This window comes from Mesorhizobium sp. C395A, from assembly GCF_030323205.1.
In the GTDB taxonomy this organism is placed as follows: Bacteria; Pseudomonadota; Alphaproteobacteria; order Rhizobiales; family Rhizobiaceae; genus Mesorhizobium.
Map to the genome: position 1 here is coordinate 457161 of NZ_CP100473.1, position 26077 is coordinate 483237.

Genomic DNA, 26077 nt, shown 5'->3' on the forward strand with positions numbered 1-26077 from the left:
TGGACATCCATCCGTCCCGCTTCGTCTCCAAGGACTGATAATCATCCTTGACTGGACCGCCGCGCCCCATTTGGGCGCGGCGGACTGGTCGGTCATCGCACCGGTCCGAAAGTCGTGGTCGATTTTCGGCAAGCCCGGTGCGAAGATTTGGCGCCGGAGCGTGGCAATGCGTCCGTATGGACGTATGTCGCTCTGGCCGAAGCGGGGCGCCGATGCTGCGATACATCTTACGGCGGCTTTTGACCGCCATTCCGACGCTGTTCGTCATCGTGACCATGGCGTTCTTCCTGATACGCGTCGCACCGGGCGGCCCTTTCAATCAGGAGCGGGGCCTCAGTCCCGAGATCAGGGCCAATCTGGAAGCACAGTTCGGCCTCGACGATCCGCTCTGGCTGCAATATGCCCACTATCTCGGCAATCTCCTGCGCGGCAATTTCGGGCCGAGCTACAATTTGCCTGACTTCACCGTCACCGAACTGTTTGCCAAGGGGCTGCCGATATCGGTCCAGCTCGGCACCTCCGCGCTGATCCTGGCGCTGCTGCTTGGTTCGGTGCTCGGCACCATCGCCGCGCTCAACCAGAACAAGCTTGGCGACTATACGGTGATTGCGCTGGCGACCGCCGGCAGCACTATCCCCACCTTCGTCATCGCTCCTGTGATTCAGCTGGTGTTCGGATTGACCTGGAAGCTGTTGCCGATCGGCGGCTGGGGTGATGGCGCATTGATCAACAAGATCGGCCCGGTGCTGACGCTGGCCTTGCCGCAGATCGCCATCGTTGCCCGCCTGATGCGCGGGTCGATGATCGAGAGCTTGCGTTCGCATCATATCCGAACGGCGCGTGCGCTCGGCCTCTCCGACTGGTCGGTGGTGGTCAAGCACGCGCTGCGCGGCGCCATCCTGCCGATCGTTTCCTTCACCGGCCCGGCAGCCGCGGCGCTGCTCACCGGTTCGGTCATCGTCGAGACCATCTTCTCCATTCCCGGTGTCGGCCGCTATTTCGTCGATGCCGCGCTCAACCGCGACTACACGCTGGTGATGGGGACCGTGGTGGTGATCGCGCTCTTCACCATCGTCTTCAACCTGATCGTCGACGTCATGTACGCGGTCGTCGATCCGAGGGTACGCTATGACTGAGGGTGCGCTATGACTGACATCACAGCCGCCGCCGCTCCGCCGGCCGTCGTCGGCCGCTCGCTCTGGGGCGACGCATGGGCGCGCCTCAAAGCCAACCGCGCCGCCATGTTCAGCCTCTATTACCTGGCCTTCATTGGCGTCATCAGCATCTTCGGCCCCTGGTTCGTGCCGCATCAGTACACCACCATCTATGCCGACTATGTGCGCACGCCGCCAAGCTTTTCAGCCTATCCGAAGCCCGACATGATCGAGACGGCGCTCAAGGATGCCATCAAGCGCATGCGCGTCGACATCAAGGAGTGGAAACTGGACGGCAGTCGCGTCACCGTCACCGTCACCTCGACCAGACCGATCGACGACCGCAACATCCGCTATCTCGACCGCTCCGATGCCTTCGACGATACCAAGATAGAGAGCAAATCGGCCGACGGGCTCGAATTGACTATGACTGCGTCGGTCAAACAGCAGTACTTCCTGTTCGGCACCGACAACACCGGTCGCGATCTTCTCTCGCGAACGCTGATGGCAGGGCGCATCTCGCTGGCCATCGGCCTGCTTGCCGGCATTGTCGCCGTGGTCATCGGCGTCCTCTACGGGGCGGCGGCCGGCTTTTCCGGCGGCAAGATCGACGAGGTGATGATGCGCATCGTCGACGTGCTCTATTCCTTGCCCTTCATTTTCTTTGTCATCATGCTGGTGGTGTTCTTCGGCCGCAATTTCGTGCTGATGTTCCTGGCGGTCGGGGCGGTGCTGTGGCTCGACATGGCGCGCATCGTGCGCGGCCAGGCGCTGTCGATCCGGCGGCAGGAGTATGTCCAGGCGGCCGAAGCCATGGGCGTCGGCCAGCGCGGCATCCTGCTGCGCCATGTCATCCCCAATCTGCTCGGACCAGTGGTGATCTACATGACGCTGCTGGTGCCGCAGGTCATCATCCTGGAAAGTTTCCTGTCCTTCCTCGGCCTTGGCGTGCAGGAACCGATGACCAGCTGGGGCGTGCTCATCTCCGTCGGCGCCAAGAACATCGGCACCGCCAACTGGCTGCTTTTGTTCCCCGCCTTCTTCCTCGTGTCGACGCTGTTTGCACTGAACTTCGTCGGCGACGGCCTGCGCGACGCGCTCGATCCGAGAGACCGATGAAGATGGGACCGATAAAGATGGGGACCGATAAGATGGGGACCGTTGCGATGGAAACGCCCGAAACGATCCTCAGCGTCAAGGACCTTCGCGTCCGCTTCCGCACGCTCGACGGCGCGGTCGAAGCGGTCAAGGGCATCAACATCCACGTCAAGGCAGGTGAAACCGTTGCCGTGGTCGGCGAATCCGGATCCGGCAAGAGCCAGACCATGATGGCGGCGATGAGCCTGCTGGCGTCCAACGGCGAGGCGACGGGTCACGTCGATTATCGCGGCCGCAACCTTTTGACCATGAGCAAGCCCGACCTCAACAAGGTGCGCGGCGCCAAGATCAGCATGATCTTCCAGGAGCCGATGACCTCGCTCGATCCGCTCTATTCGATCGGCAACCAGCTTATCGAACCGATCCGCAAGCACCGCGGGCTGAACGCAGCCGAGGCACGGAACGAGGCGCTCAAGTTGCTCAGGCTGGTGCATATCCCCGATCCCGAGCGGCGGATGAAATCCTATCCGCACGAAATGTCGGGTGGCCAGCGCCAGCGCGTCATGATCGCCATGGCATTGGCCAACGACCCCGACATCCTGATCGCCGACGAGCCGACGACGGCGCTCGACGTCACCATCCAGGCGCAGATCCTGGTGCTGCTCGCCGAACTGCAGCGCAAGCTCGGCATGGCCATCGTCTTTATCACCCACGATCTCGGCATCGTCCGGCGCTTTGCCGACCGCGTCTATGTCATGCGCTATGGCGAGGTGGTCGAGGAAGGCGAGGCGGAAGCACTTTTCGCCAACCCGCAGCATGCCTATACCAAAATGCTGCTGGCCGCCGAACCGACCGGCACCAAGGCGGCGCCGCCGTCCAGCGCTCCTGTGCTGCTGGAGGGCCGCAATGTCGAAGTGACCTTCAAGATCGGCGGCGGCTTCCTTGCCGGCGAACCGCTGCTGCTACGCGCCGTCGATCACATTTCGATCCGGCTGAAGCGCAACCAGACCATCGGTATAGTCGGCGAATCCGGTTCGGGAAAATCGACGCTCGGCCGCGCACTTCTGCGCCTGTTGCCCAGCGACGGTGTCATCCGCTTCGGCGACCGCGACATCTCCACCGCCGACCGCCAGGCGATGCGGCCGCTGCGACGTGAGATGCAACTCGTCTTCCAGGATCCGTTCGGCTCGCTGTCGCCGCGCATGACCGTCGGCCAGATCATCACCGAAGGGCTTCTGGTGCATGAGCCGAACCTGTCAGGTAAGCAACGCGATCAGCGCGCCGTCGAGGCCTTGCTCGAGGTCGGCCTCGACCCCAACGCACGCAACCGCTACCCGCACGAATTCTCCGGCGGCCAGCGCCAGCGCATCGCCATCGCGCGTGCCGTGATCCTGAAGCCCAAACTGGTGGTGCTGGACGAGCCGACTTCGGCGCTCGACCGCTCGGTGCAGAAGCAGATCGTCGAATTGCTGCGCAAGCTGCAGGCCGACCACGAACTGTCCTACCTCTTCATCAGCCACGATCTCTCCGTGGTGCGCGCCATGGCCGACTACATCATCGTCATGAGGCAGGGCAAGATCGTCGAGGAAGGCCCGACGGAAGAGATCTTCAGCAACCCGCAGGCCGCCTACACCCAGACGCTGATGGCTGCGGCGATCGATGTGACCCGGTTCCGGTTGAGTGCTTGAGATAGTCGCGTGAGGTTAATCAACAGGGCAGGGCCGAATCGCTCAGCCCGCTGACCTGGGGCATCGGCTGGTCCTCGTGGCGACAATGGCCGCCTCGCGCTCTTTCAGCCGTTCGATCCTGGCCGTCTCGCGGTTGGCGACGGCGCTCTTGACGCGTGCCCCGCCGAGCAGCCAGTTCGGCACGCTGGTGTTGGCGACCTTGCCGCGGGTGATGGCGGTTTGCGAGATGTCGCGCGCGGTATCGCCTACGGCGGTGTTGAGCTCGGCGCATGTCATGCTGTCGTATTTCGCCGGGTTCACCGCGCTGCCCAACGATGAGCAGCCTGCCGCCAGGGACAAAGCGAGCAGCGCTGACAGCCGGCTTGAAATCAACAAATTCATCTTCCGCAAACCTCGTTCCGGCCGCTGTCTCGGCGGCATTCCTATTATCGAGGTAGCGCGGAAGGTTGTCGCGTCAAAACACCATGCTGACAGCGACGCCGACGCGGCCGGTTTGCATCAAGCTATCTTGTGGGTCGGGAGAACAAACACCTAAGTGTCTGTTTTTTCTGGTCGGAGTGGCAGGATTTGAACCTGCGACCCCCTCGTCCCGAACGAGGTGCGCTACCAGGCTGCGCTACACTCCGTGACCAGACCGCGGGCTTATAGCTGCCGCATACCGTTCCTGCAAGCGGCAATGGCAGCGCTTCTGTCGCATTTCGTTGGCTTTCGTCGGGCATTGCCGCAAAGCTTGGCTTTCCCTCCCGGGATAAACCCGGCTTAAAGCCTTGTGTGCTAAGTCGCAGCCTCGATAGATCGTGTTTTCGCCATCTGGAGCTTTGCTGCCTTGCCCCTGAAAATCGTAGGCGACGCCCGGCCCAACAGCTTCGAATTCGAAACCGAAGCGCTGATCAAGGCGTCCGGCTTTCGCGAATACGACGCGCGCTGGTGGTTTGGCCATGCCGGTTCGACGCAACCGCCGGACCTGAACCTGATCGGCGTCCAGGCGTTGGGCATGGGCCTGGGCACTTTGATCCGCCGTCTTGGCGCGGGTCCCGACATCGTCACCGGGCATGATTTCCGTTCCTATTCGCTTGCCATCAAGCTGGCGCTGGTTTCCGGCCTGATGGCTGCGGGCGCAAAGGTGAAAGACATTGGCCTGGCGCTGTCGCCCATGGCCTATTTCGCCCAATTCGCGCTCGACGTGCCATCCGTCGCCATGGTCACGGCGTCGCACAACGAGAATGGCTGGACCGGAGTCAAGATGGGTGCGGCGAGGCCGCTCACCTTCGGACCGGAGGAGATGAGCGCACTGAAACAGATCGTGCTGTCGAGCGACTTCGATCTTGCCGGCGGCGGCTCTTACGAATTCGTCGCCGGTTTTCGCGAGACCTATCTCGACGACCTGACCCAGGACAAGCACATCGCGCGCAAGCTCAGGGTTGTGGCCGCTTGCGGCAACGGCACTGCCGGCGCCTTCGCGCCACAGGCGCTGGAGCGCATCGGTTGCGAGGTGATCCCGCTCGATGTCGAGCTCGACCACAGTTTTCCGCGCTATAACCCGAACCCGGAAGACATGCAGATGCTGCATGCCATCAGGGACAAAGTGCTGGAAACAGGTGCCCATGTCGGCCTGGGTTTCGATGGCGACGGCGACCGTTGCGGCGTGGTCGACAATGAGGGCAACGAGATTTTCGCCGACAAGGTCGGCGTCATGCTCGCGCGGGACATATCAACCCAATATCCCGGCTCGACCTTCGTCGTCGATGTCAAATCGACCGGCCTGTTCAACACCGACAGCGTTTTGCGTGGCAACGGCGCGAAGACAGATTACTGGAAGACCGGCCATTCCTATATCAAGCGCCGGGTCGCCGAGCTTGGCGCCGTCGCCGGATTCGAGAAGTCGGGCCATTTCTTCTTCAACCCGCCGATCGGCCGCGGCTATGATGACGGTCTCATCACGGCAATAGCCATTTGTGAGATGCTCGACCGGAACCCCAGAAATTCGATGGCCGATCTCTATCGCGCGCTGCCGCTGACCTTCGGCACGCCGACCATGTCCCCGCATTGCGCCGACGATGTGAAATACGGCGTGGTCGATCGGGTGGTGTCGGACTTCCAGGCGATGCAGCGCGCCGGCAAGACTTTTGCCGGCCAGAAGATCGCCGAGCTGATCACCGTCAACGGCGTGCGCGTCGTGGCCGAGGATGGCACCTGGGGGCTGGTGCGGGCGTCGTCGAACAAGCCGGAGCTTGTCGTGGTTGTCGAAAGCCCGGTATCGTCCGAGCGCCGCCGGCAGATGTTCGACGCCGTCGACGCCGTGCTGCGCCGCAGCCCCGAAGTCGGCGCTTACAACCAGACGTTCTGATTGGACCTTTCATGAGCGAGCGCATCGTCAGTTTTGTCATGAGCGGCGGTGTCGGCTCGCGGCTGTGGCCGCTGTCACGCGAGGACAACCCGAAACAGTTCCACGATCTCTCCGGCGACGGCTCGATGCTGGCCAAGACCTTGCGCCGGCTGACGGCGCGGCCGGAAGGTGAGACGCCGATCTTCCTGATCGCCGCCGAGCGCCATGCCGAGCGTGTCCATGCCGATCTTGCCGGACTCGACCTCGCCGGCGGTGGCCCGCTGTTCGAGCCGACCGGGCGTAACACGGCTGCCGCCGTGGCGCTGGCCGCGCTGCGCACATTGTCGGAGTTCGGCGACAGCCTAGTGCTGGTGGTGCCGTCAGACCACGAAATCGCCACGCCCAAGCAGTTCTGGCAGAGCGTCGAGGCGGGCAGCCAGGCAGCGCTTGCCGGCCGTCTGGTGGTGTTCGGCATCAAGCCGGCGCAGCCCGAGACCGGCTATGGGTATATCGAAGTCGCAGCCGAAAGCGGCGGCGTCTTCGACGTGTCGCGCTTCGTCGAAAAGCCCGACCTCGCCACTGCGCAGAGCTATCTCAGTGCGGGCACCTTCTACTGGAACACCGGCATTTTCCTGTTTCGCGCCGGCGCCATGCGCGACGCCTTCGCCACCTTCCAACCCGACATCTGGCAGGCCACCGAAACCGCCTACAAGGCGGCAACGAGCGACCTGTCCGGCCTCTATATGCCGCTCGACCTCTACGCCGCCATCCCGTCGAACTCGATCGACTACGCCATCATGGAACGGGCCAAGGACATCGCCATGGTGCCGGCCGGCTTCCGCTGGAACGACCTCGGCTCCTGGCAGTCGCTGCTTGATGTCGGCCCTGCCGACGCCAAGGGCAATGTCGTCGTCGGCGATGTCGTCGCCATCGATTGCGAGAACTCCTACATCCGCAGCGACGGCCGGCTTTTGTCGGCGATCGGCATGAAGGATGTCGCCATCGTCTCGACCGCGGACGCCACCTTCGTTGCCCCGGTCAGTCACAGCCAGCACGTCAAGAAGATCGTCGAGCAGCTGGAAAAATCGGGCCGTCTGGAAACCAGGTTCACCCCGGCGCATGACCGCGTCATCGAAAGCGGCGCCTGGCGGCGGCGCGTGCATCACTGGCTGTTCGAGGAGACCTTGCCGCTGTGGTCGACTTCAGGCGTCGATGAGCGTCATGGCGGCTTCCACGAGGCGCTCGGCTTCGACGGCGAGGCGCTGTTGAAGCCCAAGCGCATGCGCACGACGGCGAGGCAAGTCTACGCCTTCGCCGTTGCCAAGGCCCGCGGCTGGGACGGTCCAGCCGATCGCCTGATCTCCCATGGCATCGCCTTCATGGCCGGCAAGGGCCGCACGGACCGGGGCGGCTGGGTGCGCACGCTCAATGTCGACGGCTCCGTCGCCGACCCAACCGAGGATGCCTACGACCATTCCTGCGTGCTGCTGGCGCTGGCGCATGCGCATATGTGCGGCGATCCGGATGCGCTGCGGCTGGGCCAGGAGACCTTCGTGTTCCTCGACGCGCATCTCGAGGACAGCCGCATGACCGGCTTTCTCGAGACATCCGATGGCGAGGGCGAGCGGCGCTCCAACCCGCATATGCATCTGCTCGAGGCCTTCCTCGCCTGGTATGAGGCGACCGGCGACCGCACCTATCTGCGCCGCGCCGCGCGCATCATCGACCTTTTCCGCAGTCATTTCTTCGATGCCGAGAGCTGGACGCTGGGCGAATATTTCGACGCCGGGTGGAAGCCGGCCGCCGGCGAGAAGGGCACATGGACCGAGCCCGGTCATCATTTCGAATGGGCCTCGCTGCTCACCGATTTCGTCGCCCGCAGCGGCCAGGGCGAGTTGAGCAATTTTGCCCGCAAGCTCTACGCCTCGGCCATCGCCAACGGCCTCAACCGCGCCACCGGCCTTGCCTACGGCGCGGTCTCCAGACAGGGCCTGCCGCTCGACCTTGTGTCGCGGAGCTGGCCACAGGCCGAAGCGATCAAGGCGGCGATTGCGCTGGATGGCTCGGGTGGTCCCGACCTCAAGCCGGAAATCGAGGCGCGCGTCGGCCGCCTGTTCCGCTGGCACATCGATCCGGCCCCGCTCGGCCTGTGGATTGACCGCATCGACGAACGCGGCCGCTCCTTGGCATCGGACGTGCCGGCCAGCATCTTCTATCATCTGGTCTGCGCGCTGACGCAGTATCTGGACGGCACGGCGCAGAAGGGGTGAGGCGTTGGAGCTGCCAATCTCCCCCCTTGCGGGGGAGATGCCTGGCAAGGCAGAGGGGGGTGCTGTCCCGCCGACGTCTCAGCTACTCGAAGATCAGACCAAAGGCTGGCGATCCGTCACACCCCCCTCTGGCCTGCCGGCCATCTCCCCCGCAAGGGGGAGATCAGCTGTCACTTCGCTTTCAACCCTCAATATGGGCTCGCCACGTCCCCGGTCTCGACATACACCGCCTTCAGCTGCGAATAGAGCGCCAGCGCCGCCAGCGAGTTCTCGCGCCCGATGCCGGATTGCTTCACCCCGCCAAACGGAATTTCCACCGGCGTCAGATTGTAGGCGTTGATCCAGCAGGTGCCGGCCTGCAGTTCGGCGATCACCCTATGAGCGCGCTGCAGGTCGCGGGTGAAGACGCCGGCGGCGAGGCCGAATTCGGTGTCGTTGGCGCGGTCGATCACCTCGTCCTCGCCGTCGAATTTCAGCACGCTCATCACCGGCCCGAAGATCTCCTCGCGCGCAATGCGCATCTTATCGGTGACACCGGTGAACACGGTTGGCTCGACAAAGAAGCCGCCATCGAACCCTTGCAGCGACGGCACGTTGCCACCGCAGGCGAGCGTTGCTCCATCCTGCCTGCCGGCCGCGATGTAGGAAACGACCTTCTCCTGCTGCGCCTTGTTGACCAGCGGCCCCATCTGCGTCTCAGGATCGAGCGGATCGCCGATGCGGATCTTTTTCGTCCGCTCGACCAGCCGGTCGACGAAGCGGTCATGGATGCCGCTTTGTACGAAAACACGCGTGCCGTTGGAGCAGATCTGCCCGGTCGAATAGAAATTGCCGAGCATGGCGCCGCCGACGGCGTTTTCGAGATCGGCATCGTCGAACACGATCAGCGGCGACTTGCCGCCGAGTTCCATCGTCGCATGCTTCATCTTCGAACCGGCGAGCGACAGCACCTTGCGGCCGGTCGGCACCGAGCCGGTCACCGAAACCTTGGCAACGACATCGTGGCCGACGAGGCCGGCGCCGACATCGCCATAGCCTTGCACGACGTTGAACAGCCCGTCGGGCAGGCCCGCCTCTGAGTAGATCTCGGCCAGCGCCAGCGCCGACAGCGGCGTGTTTTCCGAAGGCTTGAATACCATGGCGTTGCCCATGGCGAGCGCGGGGGCGGATTTCCAGCCGGCGATCTGGATCGGATAGTTCCAGGCGCCGATGCCGACGCACACACCGAGCGCCTCGCGGCGCGTATAGGCAAAAGGTCCACCAAGATCGATCGCATCGCCGTTGAAGGCGGCAACCGCGCCGCCGAAATATTCGAGGCAGTCGGCGGCCGATAGTGCATCCGCCACCAGCGTCTCCTGGATCGCTTTGCCGGTGTCGAGCGTCTCGATCCGCGCCAGATCGGCGTTGCGCGCGCGCAAAATGTCGGCGGCGCGGCGCAGGATGCGGCCACGCTCGACCGGCTTCATCCGCGCCCAGGCCGGTTGTGCGGCCCGCGCGGCTTCGATGGCGAGCTCCAGCACGTTCGGAGTCGCCGAATGCAAGGTGGCGATGACCTCACCGGTCGCCGGATAGATCACCGGCAGCGGCGCGCCGCCTTCGTCCTCGATGTAGCGGCCGTTGACATAGTGCGATGCCGTTGGCTGGGCGCGCATGCTGTTCTCCAGATGTATTCGCTATTGCGGAGCAGTCCGCCGGACAATGCCCTATCGATCCGCCACCTGCCAGCGCGGATTGATCCAGGGTTCCTGGTTGGACGGCGCCAGTGGCGTGCGGCCGAGAATGTGGTCGGAGGCCTTCTCGCCGGCCATGATCGACGGCGCGTTGAGGTTGCCGTTGGTCACCCGCGGGAAGATCGAGGAGTCGGCGACGCGCAGGCCGTCGACGCCGATGACCCGGCACTCCGGATCGACCACGCTCATGATGTCGTCGGCGCGGCCCATCTTGCACGTGCCGCACGGGTGGTAGGCACTCTCGGCATGATCGCGGATGAAGGCGTCGAGATCCTCGTCCGACTGGACGTGCGAACCCGGCGAGATTTCCTTGCCGCGAAAGCCGTCAAAAGCCTTCTGGCCGAAGATCTCGCGGGTCAGCCGGATGCAGTGGCGGAACTCGGTCCAGTCGTCTGGATGCGACATGTAGTTGAAGCGGATGACCGGCGTCGCTTTCGGGTCGGGCGAGCGCAGCGTCACCGAACCGCGCGACTTCGACCGCATCGGCCCGACATGCGCCTGGAAGCCATGCGCCTTCGCCGCCGCCTTGCCGTCATAGCGCACCGCCGCCGGGATGAAGTGGTACTGGATATCGGGGTAGTCGACACCGGCCTGCGAGCGTACGAAGGCCGCGGCCTCGAAATGGTTGGTGGCGCCGAGGCCGGTCTTGAAGAACAGCCACTGCGCCCCGATCAGCGTCTTGGAGAATGGGTTGAGAACCGAATTCAGCGTGATCGGCTGGGTCGATTCCTGCTGGATGTAGAGCTCCATATGATCCTGCAGATTGCGGCCGACACCGGGCCGGTCGGCCACGACTTGGATGCCGTTCTCCGTGAGATGCGCGGCCGGGCCGATACCGGATAGCATCAGGATCTTGGGCGAATTGATCGACGATGCGGCGACGATCACCTCACGTCGTGCCTTAACGACCTGAATCTGTTTGTGAGCTTCGATCTCGACTCCGACGGCACGCTGATTCTCGATGATCACCCGGCGGGCGAAGCCTCTGATCACGCTGACATTTTGCCGCTTGAGCGCCGGCTTCAGATAGGCTGACGCCGCCGACCAGCGGCGGCCGCCGCGAATGGTTTGCTCCATCGGTCCGAAGCCTTCCTGCTTCGAACCGTTATAGTCGTCGGTCAATTCAAAACCCGCCTGACGGCCGGCTTCGACAAAGGCGCCGTAGAGCGGATTCTTTCGCAGGCCGCGCTGGACGTGCAGCGGGCCGCCGTGGCCGCGCCAGCCGTCCTCGCCGCCGTCACTGTCCTCCATGCGCTTGAAATAGGGCAGCACGTCGGCGAAGCCCCAGCCGGCGGCCCCCTGTTCGGCCCAGTGGTCGAAGTCGCATGCGTGGCCCCTGACATAGACCATGCCGTTGATCGAGGACGAGCCGCCGATCACCTTGCCGCGTGGCGTCGCCAGCACGCGGCCGCCGAGATGCGGCTCCGGTTCGCTGGCAAAGCTCCAGTCGTAAAGGCTCATGTTGAGCGGGATCGACAGCGCCGACGGCATCTGGATCAGCGGCCCGATATCGGTGCCGCCGAACTCGATGACGATCACCGAATGCTTGCCGTCTTCCGACAGCCGGTAGGCCATGGCCGAGCCGGCCGAGCCGGAGCCGATGATGACGAAGTCTGCTTCAAGCATGGTTCACATGCGCCCATCGTTCATATGCGAAATAAAATCGGCGAGCGAGACATTGCCGCCGGTAGCTACAACCAGGACCGCTTTACCCGTCACATCCACCTTGCCGCCGAGCAGCGCCGCCAGAGAGGCGGCGCCCGATGGCTCGAGCACCAGCTTCATCCGTTCGAAGGCGATCTTCATTGCCCGCCGCACGGAGGCATCATCGACGGTGATGCCGCGCACGCCGGCGGTCTTGACCGCCGCAAACGGCGCGTCGCCCGGCCGCCGCGACATCAGCCCGTCGCAGATCGACTTCGGCGCGATCGGCATGGTCTCGATGGCGCCATGCGCTAGCGATGAACCCATGCCGTTGAAGCCTTCCGGTTCGACGCCGATGATCTCGGTTGCCGGCGACAGATAGTGGAAGGCGAGCGAGACGCCGCCGATCAGCCCACCACCGCCGACCGAGCAGAACAGAAGGTCGGCACTGGCGTCCTTTGCCTCGAGTTGTTCGAGCGCTTCGAGCCCGGCGCCGGCCTGGCCGGCGACGATCTCCGGATCGTCGAATGGATGCAGCAACGCCAGCCCTTCGGTCTCGGCAATCTCGCGGGCCTTGGCGGCTGCGACCTCTTCACGGGCGCGCTCGCCATGATCTGTCAGCACGACGCGCGCGCCATAGCCTGCGGTCGCATCGCGCTTGGCGGCCGGCGCGTCGATCGGCATGACGATGGTGACGGGAATGCCGAGCGCCTGGCCGGCAGCCGCCAACCCTTGCGCGAAATTGCCGGAGGAGTAGGCGACGACGCCTTTTCTGGCCTCATCCGGCGACAGCCGCCTCAACCGCCAATAGGCCCCGCGCACCTTGAACGATCCCGCCCATTGCAGCGATTCCGGCTTGATAAAGACGCGGGCCGCACCCGTCTCCTTGGCCAAGGCTGTCGATTCCAGCAAAGGCGTGATCTGCGTCGCCTTCGACGTCACGGCATAGGCCTGTCTGAGGTGCTCGAGGGAGGGGACAATTGTCATCATTCGCCTCGCGGAAAGCGTTTCTGTTCCTCGAGATTGTCGAGGTTCATGTGGTTGCGCATGTAGCGTTCCGACGCCTTCTGCAGTGGCTGGAATTCCCAGGGGTAATGCGTGCCGTTGCGCAGCGCGGGATAAACCACCCAGCGCCGCGCCTGGCTGACGCGCACCGCGGCATCGAATGCCGTCATGTCCCAGCGCGCTCGCACGGCTCCCGTGAAGGCCGCCACCAGATCGGCATGCGCCGGATCGGTGGCAAGATTGGTGCGTTCTTGCGGATCGGCTTCGAGATCGAACAGAAGCGGCGGGTCGATCTCGCAATGGATGAATTTGTAGCGGCCGTCGCGGATCGCCACCAACGGCGCGTTGGAGCCCTCGGCGGCATATTCCATCAGCACCGGCGCGGTGCGCGGCTCGCCATCAAGCAGCGGCAGCAGCGACTGCCCGTCGGTCCACGGTGCGATGGCGGAGATGTCGATGCCGGCGAGGTCGCACAGTGTCGGCGTCACGTCGAGGTTGGAGACCGGCGCCTCGACCAGCCCTGCAGGAATGCCTTTGCCGGCGATCATCAAAGGTACTCGCGCCGAGCCCTCGAAAAAATTCATCTTGAACCACAGGCCGCGCTCGCCAAGCATGTCGCCATGGTCGGAGCAGAACAGGATGATGGTGTCGTCCAGCATGCGCGTTCGCTCCAGCACTGACATCAACTCGCCGACCTTGTCGTCGAGATAGGAGATGTTGGCGTAGTAGCTGCGCCGCGAGCGGCGGATCTGCTCCGGCGTGATGTTGAAACTGTCGTAGTCGCTGGCCCGGTAAAGCCGTTGCGAATGCGGGTCCTGATGGGCATAGGGGATGAATCCCACCTCCGGCTCAAGCGCCGGACAGTCTTCATAGAGATCCCAATATTGCCGCCGTGCGACATAGGGGTCGTGCGGGTGGGTGAAGGAAACCGTCAGGCACCAGGGCCGGCTGGCCTCGTCCTCGGAGGTGCGGGCAAGATCGTAGAGTTTTTGCACCGCGTGGAAGGCGACCTCGTCGTCATACTCCATCTGGTTGGTGATCTCGGCGATGCCGGCGCCTGTCACCGAACCCAGATTGTGATACCACCAGTCGATGCGCTCGCCAGGCTTGCGGTAATCCGGCGTCCAGCCGAAATCGGCGGGATAGATGTCGGTGGTCAGCCGCTCCTCGAAACCGTGCAACTGGTCGGGCCCGACGAAATGCATCTTGCCCGACAGGCAGGTGTAGTAGCCGGCGCTGCGCAGATGATGCGCATAGGTCGGGATCGAGGAAGCGAACTCGGCGGCGTTGTCATAGACCTGGGTGCGCGACGGCAATTGCCCGCTCATGAAGGCGGTGCGGCCCGGCGCGCAAAGCGGCGAGGCCGTGTAGTTGTTCTGGAAGCGCGCGGCACGCGCGGCCAGCGCCTTGAGGTGCGGCGCATACAGGAAGTCCGCCGGCCCGTCCGCAAACAGCGTGCCGTTGAGCTGATCGACCATGACGATCAGGATGTTGGGTCGCCTTGATATCACTGAGGCTGTCACTGTGTCTGTCGCCCGCCGAGTTTGATTTCGAGATAATCTTCGACCAGCGCGATCGCGGTTTGAGCATCCGGCACGCCGTCCTTCAGCGCGCGCCTGATGTACAGCCCGTCGATCATCGCCGCGACCGCTTCTGCCGCGCGGTCGGCCTCGTTGCGCGGCAGTATGCCGGTCAGTCCGCTCATCAGGTTCGAGTGCAGCCGCCGCGCATAGACCCTTAGCAGCCTGCGCAGGGCCGATGATTTCTGTGCCTCGACATAAAAGGCGAGCCAAGCCGCGATGGTTTCCGGCCGGAACTGGATGTCGGAGAAGTTGACGGCGACCACCGCCGAGACGCGTTCGCGCGGCGAGCCGGCGGATTGCAGGGCGCGCCGCATGTCGATGGTCAGTTCGGCCAGTATGTGCCGCATCGTCGCCAGCAGCAGTTCGTCCTTGGCGCCGAAATAGTGGTGGGCAAGGGCCGACGACACGCCCGCCCGTCCGGCGATCTCCGACATGGTCACATCAAGCGAGCCGCGCTCGCCGATCGCCGAGATCGTCGCGTCGATGAGCGCCTTGCGGCGCAACGGTTCCATTCCGACTTTCGGCATTGGGGAGATCCAGATCAAAACCGAGATTATTTTTTATTGACGGATCAATCAATAAAAAACTCGCGCTCGGATCAACCGATCGTGTCGCTCTGGCCCATCCCTTGGACTGGAAAACGGTTCACTGTTGAACAATATTAGAGGCTGATGCCGCGCTATGACATGTTAGGCTTGCGGCGAACGGAGGTTGCCATGACCGCATGCATCGTCGGCTGGGCGCATTCGCGCTTCGGCAAGCTTGAAGCCGAGACGCTCGAGGGCCTGATCACAAAGGTCGCGGTCGACGCGCTCGACCATGCCGGCATTGGCCCGGACGAGGTCGACGAGATCGTGCTCGGCCATTTCAACGCCGGCTTCTCCCCTCAGGATTTTACCGCCAGCCTGGTGCTGCAGGCCGATGATCGGCTGCGCTTCAAGCCGGCGACCCGCGTCGAGAATGCCTGCGCCACCGGTTCGGCAGCGGTTCGCCAAGGCATCCGCGCCATCGACGCCAATGCCGCCCGCATCGTGCTGGTGGTCGGCGCCGAGCAGATGACGACGACGCCCGGACCCGAGATCGGCAAGAACCTGCTCAAGGCTTCCTATCTGCCGGAGGAGGGCGACACGCCGGCCGGCTTTGCCGGCGTCTTCGGCAAGATCGCACAGGCCTATTTCCAGCGTTATGGCGACCAGTCGGATGCGCTGGCGATGATCGCCGCCAAGAACCATAAGAACGGCGTCGACAATCCGTACGCGCAGATGCGCAAGGATTTCGGCTACGAATTCTGCCGCCAAGAAAGCGAGAAGAACCCCTTCGTCGCCGGTCCGCTGAAGCGCACCGACTGCTCCCTGGTTTCCGATGGCGCCGCCGCCCTTGTGCTGACCGACACCTCGACGGCGTTGAAGATGCGCCGCGCCGTCGCCTTCCGCGCCAACGAGCATGTCCAGGATTTCCTGCCGATGTCGAAGCGTGACATCCTGTCCTTCGAAGGCTGCGAGCAGGCCTGGAACCAGGCTTTGAAGAAGGCCGGCGTGACGCTCGACGACCTCTCCTTCGTCGAGACGCATGACTGCTTCACCATTGCCGAGCTGATCGAATATGAGGCGATGGGCCTAGCCAAGCCGGGCGAGGGCGGCAGGCTGGCGCTAGACGGCACGACTGCAAAAGACGGCAGGCTGCCGGTCAATCCTTCGGGCGGGCTGAAGGCCAAGGGCCATCCGATCGGCGCCACCGGTGTGTCGATGCATGTGCTGACCGCCATGCAGTTGACCGGCGAAGCAGGCGGCATCCAGGTGCCGGACGCAAAGCTTGGCGGCATCTTCAACATGGGTGGCGCTGCCGTCGCCAACTACGTTTCCATCCTCGACCGGATCAGGTAGAAGCGGCCCGCATTTTTCGGGGTGGTGATGACAAATCCGGTTCTGGTCGAAGTCTTGCGCGGCGCGATCGTCGAGAGCGCCCATCGCGGCGCTGTCGCAATCTTTGACGGTGACGGCAAGCCTGTCCTGGAGATCGGCGATACGGCGCGGCCGGTGTTTCCGCGCTCGGCGGTCAAGGCGATCCAGGCACTGCCGCTGGTCGAAACGGGTGCCGCCGATGCCTATGGCTTCGGCGACCGCGAACTGGCGCTGGCCTGCGCTTCACATTCAGGCGAACCCGCGCATGTCGAACTGGCGCAGGCGATGCTGGCCAAGGCCGACCTCGACAAGTCGGCGCTGGAATGCGGCGCGCATTGGCCGTCGAGCCACGACGCGACGATCGCACTGGCCCGCACAGGCGTCTCGCCGAACGCACTGCACAACAATTGCTCGGGCAAGCATTCCGGATTTCTCTGCACCTGCGTGCACTCAGGGATTGCCCACCAAGGCTACGTCAAGGCAGGCCATGGTTTGCAGGAGATGGTGCGCGACGCCATGCAGGCGGTGACCGGCGCTGCCCACGATGCGGATCACCGGGCAACCGATGGCTGCTCGATCCCCACCTATGCCGTGCCGCTGAAAAGCTTTGCGCTGGGCTTTGCCCGTATGGCGACGGGCAGGAGCCTTGGCCCTGAGCGCGCCAAGGCGGCCAAACGCCTGCTGTCTGCCTGTATGGCCGAGCCTTTCCTGGTCGCCGGCACCGGCAAAGTGGATGTGGCGCTGATGCAGGCCGCGCCCGGCCGCATATTCGTCAAGACGGGCGCCGAGGGTGTCTATTGCGCCGCCGTTCCGGAGCTTGGCCTCGGCATCGCGCTAAAATGTGATGACGGCGCCGGCCGCGCCGCCGAGGTGATGATTGCCGCTGTGCTGGCAAAACTTCTCAGCGCCGACGGCGCACTGGAGGCTAACCTTCTGGAGCGGGCCAATCCGCCGATCGAAAGCCGCATCGGCGCCAAGGTCGGCTCGCTGCGGCCGACGACGGCGCTCAGCTGACCCTGTTTCGCTCAACCGTCAGATGCGCATAGCCGCTTACGCTTGACCGCGCGAGGTCGCCGGTCGCCGGTTCGGCCCAGCGCTGGCCGATGATGGCGCCGTTCTTGGCGCCGTCGATGACGTTGTCGGAAATGATGGCGTTTCCAGCGCCTTCTACCACAGTGACGGCGATGCCGGTTCCGGCCTGACGGATGATGTTTCCCGTCGCCACAACATTGCGCATATAAGCGCCCCAGCCGATCTGCATGCCGTAGAGCGGCGCGTTCTCGATGACATTGCCCGAGACGGTGGTGTCGGCCTCGACGCTGATACCGACGCCGAAGCCCGGCGCGTCGGCGGGGTAGGGGCCGGTGGTCGAGAGGTTGCGCACGATGTTGTTTGAGCAGACACCCATACGGCCGCCGTCGTTGAAATTGACGATCGAGATGCCGTTAGCGGCACCATCGACGATGTTGTTGCCGATGATGGCGCCTTCGAAGGAGAATTCGGAATAGAGCGCGGTTTCGCCCGACCGCGAGCAGGTGTTGCCGGTCATCTGCAGATTGCTGGAACTGTTGGCGCGGATCGCCGAGAAGGCGCAGTCCGAGACGATGTTGCCGGTGACCGAGACATTGCCGGCACGGAAGGCGTTGATGCCATTGCCGTTCTGCCCGGTGCCGCCGCCGCGCGCGCCGATCCGCTGCACGCGGTTGCCGCTGACGATCGTGCCGTCCTCGGCCTGCTGCCAGCGATGCACAAGAATGCCGCCATTGCCGCAGTCGGATACGGTGTTGTCGGATATCGCCAGGCCAGCGGCCTCGACGGAGTAGATGCCGGCGTCCGCAGCCCCCGAAATCTCGGACCGCTCGATGCGGCCCGACGCATGCTCCAGCGCCAGCCCATGCTTGCCGCTGCCGGTGATCGTGCAATTGTCGATGACGAGATGGGCGACGCGGCGCAGGTCGAGCAGGCCTTGCGCATCGTCGGCCAACCCGCCGTTGGCGCCGTCGAAGACCAATGCGGTGAACTCTATATGCTCGGCCTGTTCGGCCGTCAGCAAATGGCCATTGCCGCCATAGAGGATGCGCGAGGCGCCCGGCACGCCCGAAAGCCTGACGCGGGCGGGCAGGGTCAGGTTGGACACGACATAGGTGCCCGGCGGCAGGAACACCGGCGCATTGCGCTGGCTTGCCTCGGCTAGCATCGTGGCGAAGGCCCTGCTCTGGTCGTCCGGTGCGTCCGGCTCCACGCCAAGCTCGGCGGCATTGATCGAGCCAAGCGCTGCCGTCTTCGCCAAGGCGTTGTCCAGCGAAACGCCGAGCACCGCAAAGCCGACAGTCCCCTTGAGAAGCGTTCGTCTGTTCAACATCGGCACAGATCCCTGCGATGAAATGGTTCTTCGCAGGAATTGGGCCAGCCGCATAGGTCTCCGCTCGGCCATAGTCCGGCCAATGACCGGGTCCGGCAAGTGGCTTGTGCAGTCACGGAAGCGGGCCTAAGTTTATCCGATGAGCAGAGCTTTTACCCGCGAGGAAGACAGCGAAAACGCCATTGCCGGCATCGGCGAGCGGCCGATCAGCCAACACCGCAATCTGGTGACGGAGCGCGGCCTGGCGATGATCGAGGACAATCTGGCCGATCTGCGCGACATCTTGGCGAAAGCCGAGCGAAAAGCCGATCGCGAGCGCATTGCCGTTGTCTCGCGCGACCTGCGCTACTGGACAGCGCGCCGCGAAAGCGCCGAGCTTTCCGTGCCGGAACCGGGCAGCGACCAGGTGCGCTTCGGCATGGGTGTCACGCTGGAAGGCGATGACGGCAAGAAAGTGCACTGGAAGATAGTCGGCGAGGACGAGGCCGACCCCTCAAAGGGCAGCATCTCACACGTCTCGCCAATGGCCGTGGCGCTGTTCGGCAAGAAGGTCGGCGACGTCGCAAGCGTCAACGGCAAGGAATGGGAAATCCTCAAGCTGTCGGACGCCTGACGCCAGCTCACCCTATTTGCACAGCCAGCTTTCGCAACGCGGGCTCATACTTGTCCATGACATCGCGAGCGGCACGTATTTGCCGTTCGACGTCGTCACACGGCACCGGCCTTAGGATGATGCCGTCGTCGGTTTCGATGATCTGGAGTTCATCGCCCATTTGCAGGCCCAAGCTGTCGAGAGTTTCCCGCGGCAGGATTACAACGCCCGATCCGTCCTCAAGTCCGTGAATGATGGTGTTCATAGCTATACCATAGGTTGCGCCCGATATTGTAACGCAACTTTGATAAGCAGTGCAACTGTTTCAATCAGCTCGCCAGCAGCCGGTCCAGCAACCGATCCGCAGCCTCCGGGATAACCGTCCCTGGCGGAAAGATTTCCGCGGCACCCGCTTCCAGCACTGCGCCGTAATCCTGCGGCGGGATGACGCCGCCGACGACGATCAGCATGTCGGGGTGGCCGAGTTTCTTCAGCGCATCGCGCAATTCGGGGATCAGTGTCAGGTGCCCCGCCGCCAGCGACGAGGCGCCGATGATATGGACATCCTGCGCCACCGCCAGCCTGGCGATCTCGTCGGGTGTCTGGAACATCGCGCCGACCGTGACGTCGAAGCCGAGATCGGCGAAGGCCGTGGCGATCACCTTCTGGCCACGGTCGTGGCCGTCCTGTCCCATCTTTGCGACCAGGATGCGCGGCTTGCCGCCGGACTTCTTCTCGAAAGCTTCGAGCTTCTCCAGCAGCCGGTCGACCGCAAGGTTGTCGCCAAGCGCGCTGCGGTAGACGCCGGAGATCGTCTGCACCGAGGCGACATGGCGGCCAAAGACCTTTTCGAGCGCCAGCGAGATCTCGCCGACGGTGGCGTTGGCGCGCGCTGCGCGGATGGCAAATTCCAGCAGGTTTTCGTTACCCTGCGCAGCGCGGGTCAGCGCATTGAGCGCGCTCTCGACCGCGCCGACATTGCGCGTGCCCTTGAGATTCTGCAGCTTCGACAACTGCCGGGCCCTGACCTCGGCATTGTCGATCTTCAGCACGTCGACCTCGCTATCGTTCTCCGGGCGATGCGCATTGACGCCAACCAGTATCTGCTCGCCGGAATCGATACGCGCCTGCGTGCGCGCCGCCGCTTCCTCGATGCGCAGTTTTGGAATGCCCTGTTCGGTTGCCGCCGCCATGCCGCCAAGCGCCTCGACCTCTTCGATATGGGCGAGCGCACGCGCCGCCAGATCGTGCGTCAGCCGTTCGATATAGGCCGAGCCGCCCCACGGATCGATGATGCGGGTGGTGCCGGATTCCTTCTGCAGGATCAACTGCGTGTTGCGGGCGATGCGCGCCGAGTGGTCGGTCGGCAGCGCCATCGCCTCGTCGAACGAGTTGGTGTGCAGCGACTGGGTATGTCCCTGGGTCGCCGCCATCGCCTCGATCATGGTGCGGGTGATGTTGTTGTAGGGGTCCTGCGCCGTCAGCGACCAGCCGGAGGTCTGGCAATGGGTGCGCAGCGACAGCGAGCGTTCATCCTTCGGTGCAAAATTCTTCTGCATCAGGGTCGCCCACAACAGGCGCGCCGCGCGGAGCTTGGCGATCTCCATGAAGAAGTTCATGCCGACCGCCCAGAAGAAGGAAAGCCGCGGGGCGAAACGGTCGATATCGAGCCCGGCGGCGACGCCGGCGCGGGCATATTCGATGCCGTCGGCGATGGTGTAGGCGAGCTCCAGGTCCGCGGTCGCGCCGGCCTCCTGCATGTGATAGCCGGAGATCGAGATCGAATTGAACTTCGGCATGTGCTGGGAGGTATAGGAGAAGATGTCAGACACGATCCGCATCGAGGGCTTCGGCGGATAGATGTAGGTGTTGCGGACCATGAACTCCTTCAGAATGTCGTTCTGAATGGTGCCGGCGAGATCCTTCTGCGCAACTCCTTGTTCTTCGGCCGCAACGATATAGAGCGCCATGATCGGCAGCACCGCGCCGTTCATGGTCATCGACACCGTCATTTCGCCCAGCGGGATGCCGTCGAACAATTGCCGCATGTCGAGGATGGAATCGATGGCCACGCCCGCCATGCCGACATCGCCTGATACGCGCGGATGGTCGCTGTCATAGCCGCGATGGGTGGGCAGATCGAAAGCGACCGAAAGGCCCTTTTGGCCGGCGGCGAGATTGCGCCGGTAGAAGGCGTTGGATTCCTCGGCCGTCGAGAAGCCGGCATATTGCCGGATCGTCCACGGCTGCTGGACATACATAGTCGGATAGGGACCGCGCACGAAGGGCGGCATTCCCGGATAGGTGTCGAGATGCGGAAGCCCCTTGAGATCGCCCTGGCTGTAGAGTTGCTTGACGGCGATGCCTTCCGGCGTCAGCCGCTGGCCCTTGACCTCGACCGGCGCTCGCCGTGGCGCCGACCAGCCAATATGGCTGAAATCCGGGATCACTGTGCGGCTCCGATTGCCTGGTCGATGCGGACGGGAAACAGCGCCTCGCACACCGCCACGCCCTCTGTGAAAGGCGGCCGCCGCTCAGCCGCCAGCGTCTCGACCGGGGCATCGTTTTTCAGCGGGTAAAGCGTGGTGCCGATGATTGCCCGTTCACCCGACCGGTAGGCCTCGGCGCGGCGCTCGGATGCTGCCTTGACGCGCTTCTGGATATGCCCTTGCTGCAGGCTTGCCAGAACGCCGCCTTCCGCTTCGATCCGCTGGAACTCTTCCCACGCCGCTTCGCACAGGCCCAGGGTCAGCGCCTCGACTGCGCCCGACCCAAATGCTGGGTCGGCGACATGGTCGATATGGCTTTCATTGGCCATGATCAACTGCGCATTGCGGGCGATGCGGCGGGCAAAGCCGGCCGGCAGCCCGAGGGCGATGGTGTGTGGCAGGATGGAGATCGAGTCCGCGCCGCCTGCTGCCGCTGCAAAGCTAGCGATGGTGGTGCGCAGGATGTTGGTTTCGGGATCCGCCGCCGTCATCATGCGGAACGACGTCTCGGCATGGATGTTGGCTGTCGATGCCGGGATGGAACAGGTTTCCTGGATGCGCGCCCACAGCCTGCGCAAGGCCCGGACCTTGGCCATCGACAGGAACTGGTCCTGGTCGACGCTCAGCGCAAAGCCGATATGGGGAGCGGCATAGACAAGCGGCTGGCGCGCATCCTCGAACATCCTGAGGTATGACACGGCGGAAGCGAGCATGGTGCCGAGTTCCTGCGCTTCCGTGGCGCCGGCATTGTGGAACACCCGCCCGTCGGCCTCCAGCAGCACACCCGGCACGCCCAGCGAGAAGAAATGCGCCAGCGATTGCGGCATCGATGCCTGCAACGCCTCGATCGACATGCGCAGCCGGCCGGTTCCGGCAAAGATTGCCGCCGGGTCGATGCCGAAGGAGAGGTTCAGCTTTGCCGGGTCGGAGCGGCGCTTGCTCAGGAACGCCACCAGCCAGTCGGCGACGGCACGGCTCCAGGGATGAGCGTCGATGCGGATCTGCGTGCGGTTGAGCGGTACGCCATCCAGCACCGTTTCCAGCGCCTGCGCCGTCCTTGGCAGGCCATAGCCGAACGCATTCGGAGCACCCTCGAAGACAAGCGACAATCCCGTCGCGCCTTGTGCCACATCGTCCAGGGCCTGCGCCTTGGCGCGGCCGATATCGGGATCGTCAATGCGCTGGCTGACGATCCAGGGCAATTTGGGGTTGGCGCGCACAAGCGGCTCGGCGCCGGCGGCGCGCTCGTAGAGCGGTTCGATGCGAATCTGATCGTCGGTATGCGAGACCAGTTTTTCCTCGAAGGAGGCGCCGGCGAGCGCCTTTTCGGCCAAGGCCAGCCAACGCTGGCGCTCGACGTCAGCGGGTTCGATGCTCCTGGTCAAGGCTCCGGCGCCCATCCATGTTCCTCGTTTTTATGCGGCCGCACCAGCGTCAGCCGTCCAGTCTACGGTTCCCTGCCAGATATCGCAATGCAATGCGCTTGCGCGGTTGGGATTCGCTTCCCTGACATAGGGCAGCCTGCGTGGACGAACCATGGAACGATTGCCAAACAGCGGCAAAATCCGCAAGTTCCAAAAACCGATTTGGAGGATTGGTTCAATTTAGACGATTGGCCCAATCTGGGTGAATAGCCAACTGGATGGATAGCCCAATTGGAGAATAGCATTGTCGCTGCGCAATGGCCTGACTATACCCTGCGGCACGGCCACAGGCTTTTAACACATCAGTTTGCGGAGACATGGTCATATGGCTGACGACACCAGCATTTTCCTCGGCGCCAGCCGCAAGCCCGACGACAGCTATCAGCGCGCCGAACAGCTCTTGCTGCAATATGGCAACCGCCATGGCCTGATCACCGGCGCCACCGGCACCGGCAAGACAGTCAGCCTGCAGATCCTGGCCGAGGGGTTTTCCAATGCCGGCGTGCCTGTGTTCTGCGCCGATATCAAGGGCGACCTGTCCGGCATTGCCATGATGGGCAAGGCGCAGGATTTCCTGGTCAAGCGGGCCGAGCAGGTCAAGCTCGACCCTTACGACTTCCAGGAATTCCCGGTCATCTTCTGGGACCTGTTCGGCGAGCAGGGCCATCCGATCCGCGCCACCGTCTCGGAAATGGGGCCGCTGCTTCTGTCGCGGCTGATGAACCTCTCCGAAGCGCAGGAAGGCATCATGAACATCGCCTTCCGCATCGCCGATGAGGATGGCCTGCTGCTGCTCGACATGAAGGATCTGCAAGCACTGCTGGCCAACATCGCAGCGCGCGCCGATGAGATCAGCTCGCGCTACGGCAATGTCACCAAGCCGTCGGTCGGCGCAATCCAGCGCACGCTTCTGGTGCTGGAACAGCAGGGCGCGGCGCATTTCTTCGGCGAACCGGCCTTGCGCATCGCCGACATCATGCGCACCACCCGCGACGGCCGTGGCGCCATCAGCGTGCTTGCCGCCGACAGACTGATGATGAACCCCAGGCTCTACGCCACCTTCCTGCTCTGGCTGATGTCGGAACTGTTTGAGGAATTGCCCGAGGTCGGCGATCCCGAAAGGCCGAAGCTGGTATTCTTCTTCGACGAGGCGCATCTGCTTTTCGACGAAGCGCCGAAGGTGCTGATCGACCGCGTCGAGCAGGTGGTTCGCTTGATCCGCTCGAAAGGCGTCGGCGTCTATTTCGTCACGCAGAACCCCTTGGATATCCCTGAAAAGGTTCTCGCCCAGCTCGGTAATCGTGTCCAGCACGCGCTGCGCGCCTATACGCCGCGTGAGCAGCAGGCGGTCAAGACCGCCGCCGACACCTTCCGGCCCAATCCCGATTTCGACTGCGCCACCGCCATCACCCAGCTCGGCACCGGCGAGGCGCTGGTCTCGACGCTGGAGGTCAAGGGCGTGCCGTCCATGGTGCAGCGGACATTGATCCGGCCGCCATCGTCCAGGCTTGGCCCGATCACGGCGGACGAGCGCCGCAAGCTGATCGACCAGAGCCCGGTCGCGGGCCAGTACGACCAGACCATCGACCGCGAATCGGCCTTCGAGATGCTGCAGAAGAAAGCCAAGGATGCGCAGGACGAGCAGGCGCAGCAGGCCGACAGCGGGCGCTCGCGCTGGACCATTCCGGGCTTCGGCAATGACGATCCGCCGCCACAGCAATCAGGCGGTCGCCGGGCCCCTGCGCCAAGGCCGTCCAACCGCCAGACGGTGGCCGAAGCCGCGATCAAGGCGGTGGTGCGCTCCGTCGGCTCGTCGGTCGGCCGCGCGATCGTGCGCGGGATTCTGGGCAGCCTGTCCAGGGGGCGGTGAAAAGTGTCAGCCAGCCCGCCTCGGACATGATCAGCGGCCAAAATATCGCTATTGACGGCGGTTGGTAGGGATGGCCGGCCTCCTGGAACTGCGCGACGACAGCGCCCGTCTGGTCCTGGCGCCGCAAAAGGGCGCGGCGATCGCCCGCTTCGACGCACTGGTCTGCGGCGCAACGGTGCCGCTGCTCCGCCCCGACGATGGCACCGGCGCCTCCGGCTGCCAGCTTCTGGTTCCCTGGTCGAACCGCATCTCAGGCGGCGGTTTCGCCTTCGACGGCCGCTTCCATGCGATCGAGCCGAACGTGCCGGGGGAGGCCTTTCCAATCCATGGCGACGGCTTCCAGAGGGAGTGGCGGATTGCCAGCCACAGCGCCACCGAGGCAGAACTGGTCCTCGACGCCGGTGAAATCGGCCCCTACCGATATACGGCGCGGGTCGCCTATGCGCTGCATGACGGGGCCTTGGATGCCACGCTCACGGTGGAGAATCGCACCGGCATTCGCCTGCCTTACGGGCTCGGCTTTCATCCGTGGTTCCCGCGCAGCGCCGGAACGACGCTCGAGGCGAAGGCGGCGCGGGTCTGGCTGGAGGACAAGCATCATCTGCCGGTCGGCGTGGCGCCGGTGGCCGATTACCCCGCGTGGAATTTCTCGAACGCCTCCCTGTTGCCGCGGAGCTGGGTCAACAACGCCTTCGACGGCTGGGACCGCCGCGCCAGGATCACCCGGCCCGAGGACAGGATCGCTATCTCGCTCACCGCCTCGCCATTGCTCGACGTCTTCATCCTCTATTCGCCGTCGCAGGATGCCGATTTCTTCTGCTTCGAGCCGGTGTCGCATACCGTCGATGCGCATCACGGCAAAGGGCTGACCCCGCTTGAGCACGGCGCTACGCTGAGTGCAAACATGCGCCTCGATTGGCGTTCCGCTGCTTCGCTCTGAT

General features: G+C 64.0%; 21 protein-coding genes and 1 tRNA gene. 11 read left to right on the forward strand and 11 right to left on the reverse strand.

What is annotated here, in order from left to right:
• Positions 1-212 precede the first annotated feature (212 nt).
• The 3 genes from NLY37_RS02125 to NLY37_RS02135 are packed head-to-tail and all read left to right on the forward strand — an operon-like array spanning position 213 to position 3940.
• Complete coding sequence (locus tag NLY37_RS02125; protein ID WP_023684574.1) at positions 213-1136, forward strand: ABC transporter permease subunit; 924 nt, start codon at positions 213-215, stop codon at positions 1134-1136.
• 9 nt (positions 1137-1145) lie between these two features.
• Positions 1146-2273, forward strand: coding sequence for an ABC transporter permease (locus NLY37_RS02130; protein WP_023705465.1), 1128 nt, complete (start codon positions 1146-1148; stop codon positions 2271-2273).
• Between the two features lie 47 nt (positions 2274-2320).
• On the forward strand, positions 2321-3940 hold the full coding sequence (locus NLY37_RS02135; RefSeq protein WP_023705464.1) for an ABC transporter ATP-binding protein: 1620 nt from the start codon (positions 2321-2323) through the stop codon (positions 3938-3940).
• Between the two features lie 42 nt (positions 3941-3982).
• Here the strand turns inward: NLY37_RS02135 and NLY37_RS02140 are convergent, their stop codons facing one another.
• Complete coding sequence (locus tag NLY37_RS02140) at positions 3983-4216, reverse strand: hypothetical protein (protein WP_348528041.1); 234 nt, start codon at positions 4214-4216, stop codon at positions 3983-3985.
• Here NLY37_RS02140 and NLY37_RS02145 point away from each other — a divergent pair.
• A complete protein-coding gene (locus NLY37_RS02145; protein ID WP_198020349.1) occupies positions 4215-4475 on the forward strand; it encodes a hypothetical protein in 261 nt (86 codons plus the stop codon). The two genes, NLY37_RS02140 and NLY37_RS02145, sit on opposite strands and share 2 nt — an antisense overlap.
• A 14-nt stretch (positions 4476-4489) precedes the next feature.
• On the opposite strand, the gene NLY37_RS02150 is transcribed toward NLY37_RS02145, so the two are convergent.
• Positions 4490-4566 (reverse strand) — tRNA-Pro (locus NLY37_RS02150).
• 200 nt (positions 4567-4766) lie between these two features.
• Between NLY37_RS02150 and NLY37_RS02155 the strand changes: the two genes are divergently transcribed.
• A complete protein-coding gene (locus NLY37_RS02155) occupies positions 4767-6287 on the forward strand; it encodes a phosphomannomutase/phosphoglucomutase (RefSeq protein WP_023742686.1) in 1521 nt (506 codons plus the stop codon).
• An 11-nt stretch (positions 6288-6298) separates the two neighbouring features.
• Positions 6299-8536 (forward strand): mannose-1-phosphate guanylyltransferase/mannose-6-phosphate isomerase, encoded by a 2238-nt coding sequence (locus NLY37_RS02160; RefSeq protein WP_023742685.1) that lies wholly within the window; start codon positions 6299-6301, stop codon positions 8534-8536.
• Between the two features lie 188 nt (positions 8537-8724).
• Here NLY37_RS02160 and betB read toward each other — a convergent pair whose 3' ends face one another.
• From betB to betI, 5 genes are read right to left on the reverse strand one after another with little or no spacing between them, the layout of a single operon-like run.
• Positions 8725-10188, reverse strand: a complete 1464-nt coding sequence (gene betB, locus NLY37_RS02165; RefSeq protein ID WP_023742684.1) for a betaine-aldehyde dehydrogenase — start codon at positions 10186-10188, stop codon at positions 8725-8727.
• A gap of 51 nt (positions 10189-10239) precedes the next feature.
• A complete protein-coding gene (gene betA, locus NLY37_RS02170) occupies positions 10240-11892 on the reverse strand; it encodes a choline dehydrogenase (RefSeq protein ID WP_023742683.1) in 1653 nt (550 codons plus the stop codon).
• Positions 11893-11895: 3 nt separating this feature from the next.
• Complete coding sequence (locus NLY37_RS02175) at positions 11896-12900, reverse strand: threonine/serine dehydratase family protein (RefSeq protein WP_023742682.1); 1005 nt, start codon at positions 12898-12900, stop codon at positions 11896-11898.
• Positions 12897-14426, reverse strand: a complete 1530-nt coding sequence (gene betC, locus NLY37_RS02180; protein ID WP_023742681.1) for a choline-sulfatase — start codon at positions 14424-14426, stop codon at positions 12897-12899. Before betC ends, NLY37_RS02175 begins: the two co-directional genes overlap by 4 nt.
• Before the next feature lie 8 nt (positions 14427-14434).
• Complete coding sequence (gene betI / locus NLY37_RS02185; protein WP_023742680.1) at positions 14435-15025, reverse strand: choline-binding transcriptional repressor BetI; 591 nt, start codon at positions 15023-15025, stop codon at positions 14435-14437.
• A 189-nt stretch (positions 15026-15214) separates the two neighbouring features.
• On the opposite strand from betI, the gene NLY37_RS02190 reads away from it, so the two are divergent.
• Together NLY37_RS02190 and NLY37_RS02195 are read left to right on the forward strand one after the other, a co-directional pair.
• Positions 15215-16381 (forward strand): acetyl-CoA acetyltransferase, encoded by a 1167-nt coding sequence (locus NLY37_RS02190; protein WP_023832436.1) that lies wholly within the window; start codon positions 15215-15217, stop codon positions 16379-16381.
• Between the two features lie 27 nt (positions 16382-16408).
• Positions 16409-17413, forward strand: a complete 1005-nt coding sequence (locus tag NLY37_RS02195; RefSeq protein ID WP_023742679.1) for an asparaginase — start codon at positions 16409-16411, stop codon at positions 17411-17413.
• On the opposite strand, the gene NLY37_RS02200 is transcribed toward NLY37_RS02195, so the two are convergent.
• Positions 17406-18761, reverse strand: coding sequence for a TIGR03808 family TAT-translocated repetitive protein (locus NLY37_RS02200; RefSeq protein ID WP_023742678.1), 1356 nt, complete (start codon positions 18759-18761; stop codon positions 17406-17408). The genes NLY37_RS02195 and NLY37_RS02200 overlap by 8 nt on opposite strands.
• A 139-nt stretch (positions 18762-18900) precedes the next feature.
• Here NLY37_RS02200 and greA point away from each other — a divergent pair, with 139 nt between their 5' ends.
• Positions 18901-19374, forward strand: a complete 474-nt coding sequence (gene greA, locus NLY37_RS02205) for a transcription elongation factor GreA (protein WP_023742677.1) — start codon at positions 18901-18903, stop codon at positions 19372-19374.
• 7 nt (positions 19375-19381) lie between these two features.
• Here the strand turns inward: greA and NLY37_RS02210 are convergent, their stop codons facing one another.
• The 3 genes from NLY37_RS02210 to NLY37_RS02220 form a co-directional block, all read right to left on the reverse strand.
• Positions 19382-19618 carry an AbrB/MazE/SpoVT family DNA-binding domain-containing protein gene (locus NLY37_RS02210; protein ID WP_023742676.1) on the reverse strand — a complete coding sequence of 79 codons (237 nt, stop codon included), beginning with the start codon at positions 19616-19618 and terminating at the stop codon, positions 19382-19384.
• 64 nt (positions 19619-19682) lie between these two features.
• A complete protein-coding gene (scpA, locus tag NLY37_RS02215; RefSeq protein ID WP_023742675.1) occupies positions 19683-21803 on the reverse strand; it encodes a methylmalonyl-CoA mutase in 2121 nt (706 codons plus the stop codon).
• Positions 21800-23242: a methylmalonyl-CoA mutase subunit beta gene (locus NLY37_RS02220; protein ID WP_023742674.1), complete on the reverse strand. Its 1443-nt coding sequence runs from the start codon at positions 23240-23242 to the stop codon at positions 21800-21802. The genes scpA and NLY37_RS02220 overlap by 4 nt, the downstream gene beginning before the upstream one ends.
• A gap of 349 nt (positions 23243-23591) precedes the next feature.
• On the opposite strand from NLY37_RS02220, the gene NLY37_RS02225 reads away from it, so the two are divergent.
• Both NLY37_RS02225 and NLY37_RS02230 read left to right on the forward strand, forming a co-directional pair.
• Complete coding sequence (locus tag NLY37_RS02225; RefSeq protein ID WP_023742673.1) at positions 23592-25136, forward strand: helicase HerA-like C-terminal domain-containing protein; 1545 nt, start codon at positions 23592-23594, stop codon at positions 25134-25136.
• 70 nt (positions 25137-25206) lie between these two features.
• A complete protein-coding gene (locus NLY37_RS02230) occupies positions 25207-26076 on the forward strand; it encodes an aldose 1-epimerase (protein ID WP_023742672.1) in 870 nt (289 codons plus the stop codon).
• The last annotated feature ends 1 nt before the right edge of the window (position 26077 follow it).

Coding starts and splice junctions, on each gene's coding strand:
- NLY37_RS02125 (WP_023684574.1), top strand. CDS start 213: ATGCTGCGATACATCTTACGGCGGCTTTTGACCGCCATTCCGACGCTG.
- NLY37_RS02130 (WP_023705465.1), top strand. CDS start 1,146: ATGACTGACATCACAGCCGCCGCCGCTCCGCCGGCCGTCGTCGGCCGC.
- NLY37_RS02135 (WP_023705464.1), top strand. CDS start 2,321: ATGGAAACGCCCGAAACGATCCTCAGCGTCAAGGACCTTCGCGTCCGC.
- NLY37_RS02145 (WP_198020349.1), top strand. CDS start 4,215: ATGCTGTCGTATTTCGCCGGGTTCACCGCGCTGCCCAACGATGAGCAG.
- NLY37_RS02140 (WP_348528041.1), bottom strand. CDS start 4,216: ATGACATGCGCCGAGCTCAACACCGCCGTAGGCGATACCGCGCGCGAC.
- NLY37_RS02160 (WP_023742685.1), top strand. CDS start 6,299: ATGAGCGAGCGCATCGTCAGTTTTGTCATGAGCGGCGGTGTCGGCTCG.
- betB (WP_023742684.1), bottom strand. CDS start 10,188: ATGCGCGCCCAGCCAACGGCATCGCACTATGTCAACGGCCGCTACATC.
- betA (WP_023742683.1), bottom strand. CDS start 11,892: ATGCTTGAAGCAGACTTCGTCATCATCGGCTCCGGCTCGGCCGGCTCG.
- NLY37_RS02175 (WP_023742682.1), bottom strand. CDS start 12,900: ATGATGACAATTGTCCCCTCCCTCGAGCACCTCAGACAGGCCTATGCC.
- betI (WP_023742680.1), bottom strand. CDS start 15,025: ATGCCGAAAGTCGGAATGGAACCGTTGCGCCGCAAGGCGCTCATCGAC.
- NLY37_RS02190 (WP_023832436.1), top strand. CDS start 15,215: ATGACCGCATGCATCGTCGGCTGGGCGCATTCGCGCTTCGGCAAGCTT.
- NLY37_RS02195 (WP_023742679.1), top strand. CDS start 16,409: ATGACAAATCCGGTTCTGGTCGAAGTCTTGCGCGGCGCGATCGTCGAG.
- NLY37_RS02200 (WP_023742678.1), bottom strand. CDS start 18,761: ATGTTGAACAGACGAACGCTTCTCAAGGGGACTGTCGGCTTTGCGGTG.
- greA (WP_023742677.1), top strand. CDS start 18,901: ATGAGCAGAGCTTTTACCCGCGAGGAAGACAGCGAAAACGCCATTGCC.
- NLY37_RS02210 (WP_023742676.1), bottom strand. CDS start 19,618: ATGAACACCATCATTCACGGACTTGAGGACGGATCGGGCGTTGTAATC.
- NLY37_RS02220 (WP_023742674.1), bottom strand. CDS start 23,242: ATGGGCGCCGGAGCCTTGACCAGGAGCATCGAACCCGCTGACGTCGAG.
- NLY37_RS02225 (WP_023742673.1), top strand. CDS start 23,592: ATGGCTGACGACACCAGCATTTTCCTCGGCGCCAGCCGCAAGCCCGAC.
- NLY37_RS02230 (WP_023742672.1), top strand. CDS start 25,207: ATGGCCGGCCTCCTGGAACTGCGCGACGACAGCGCCCGTCTGGTCCTG.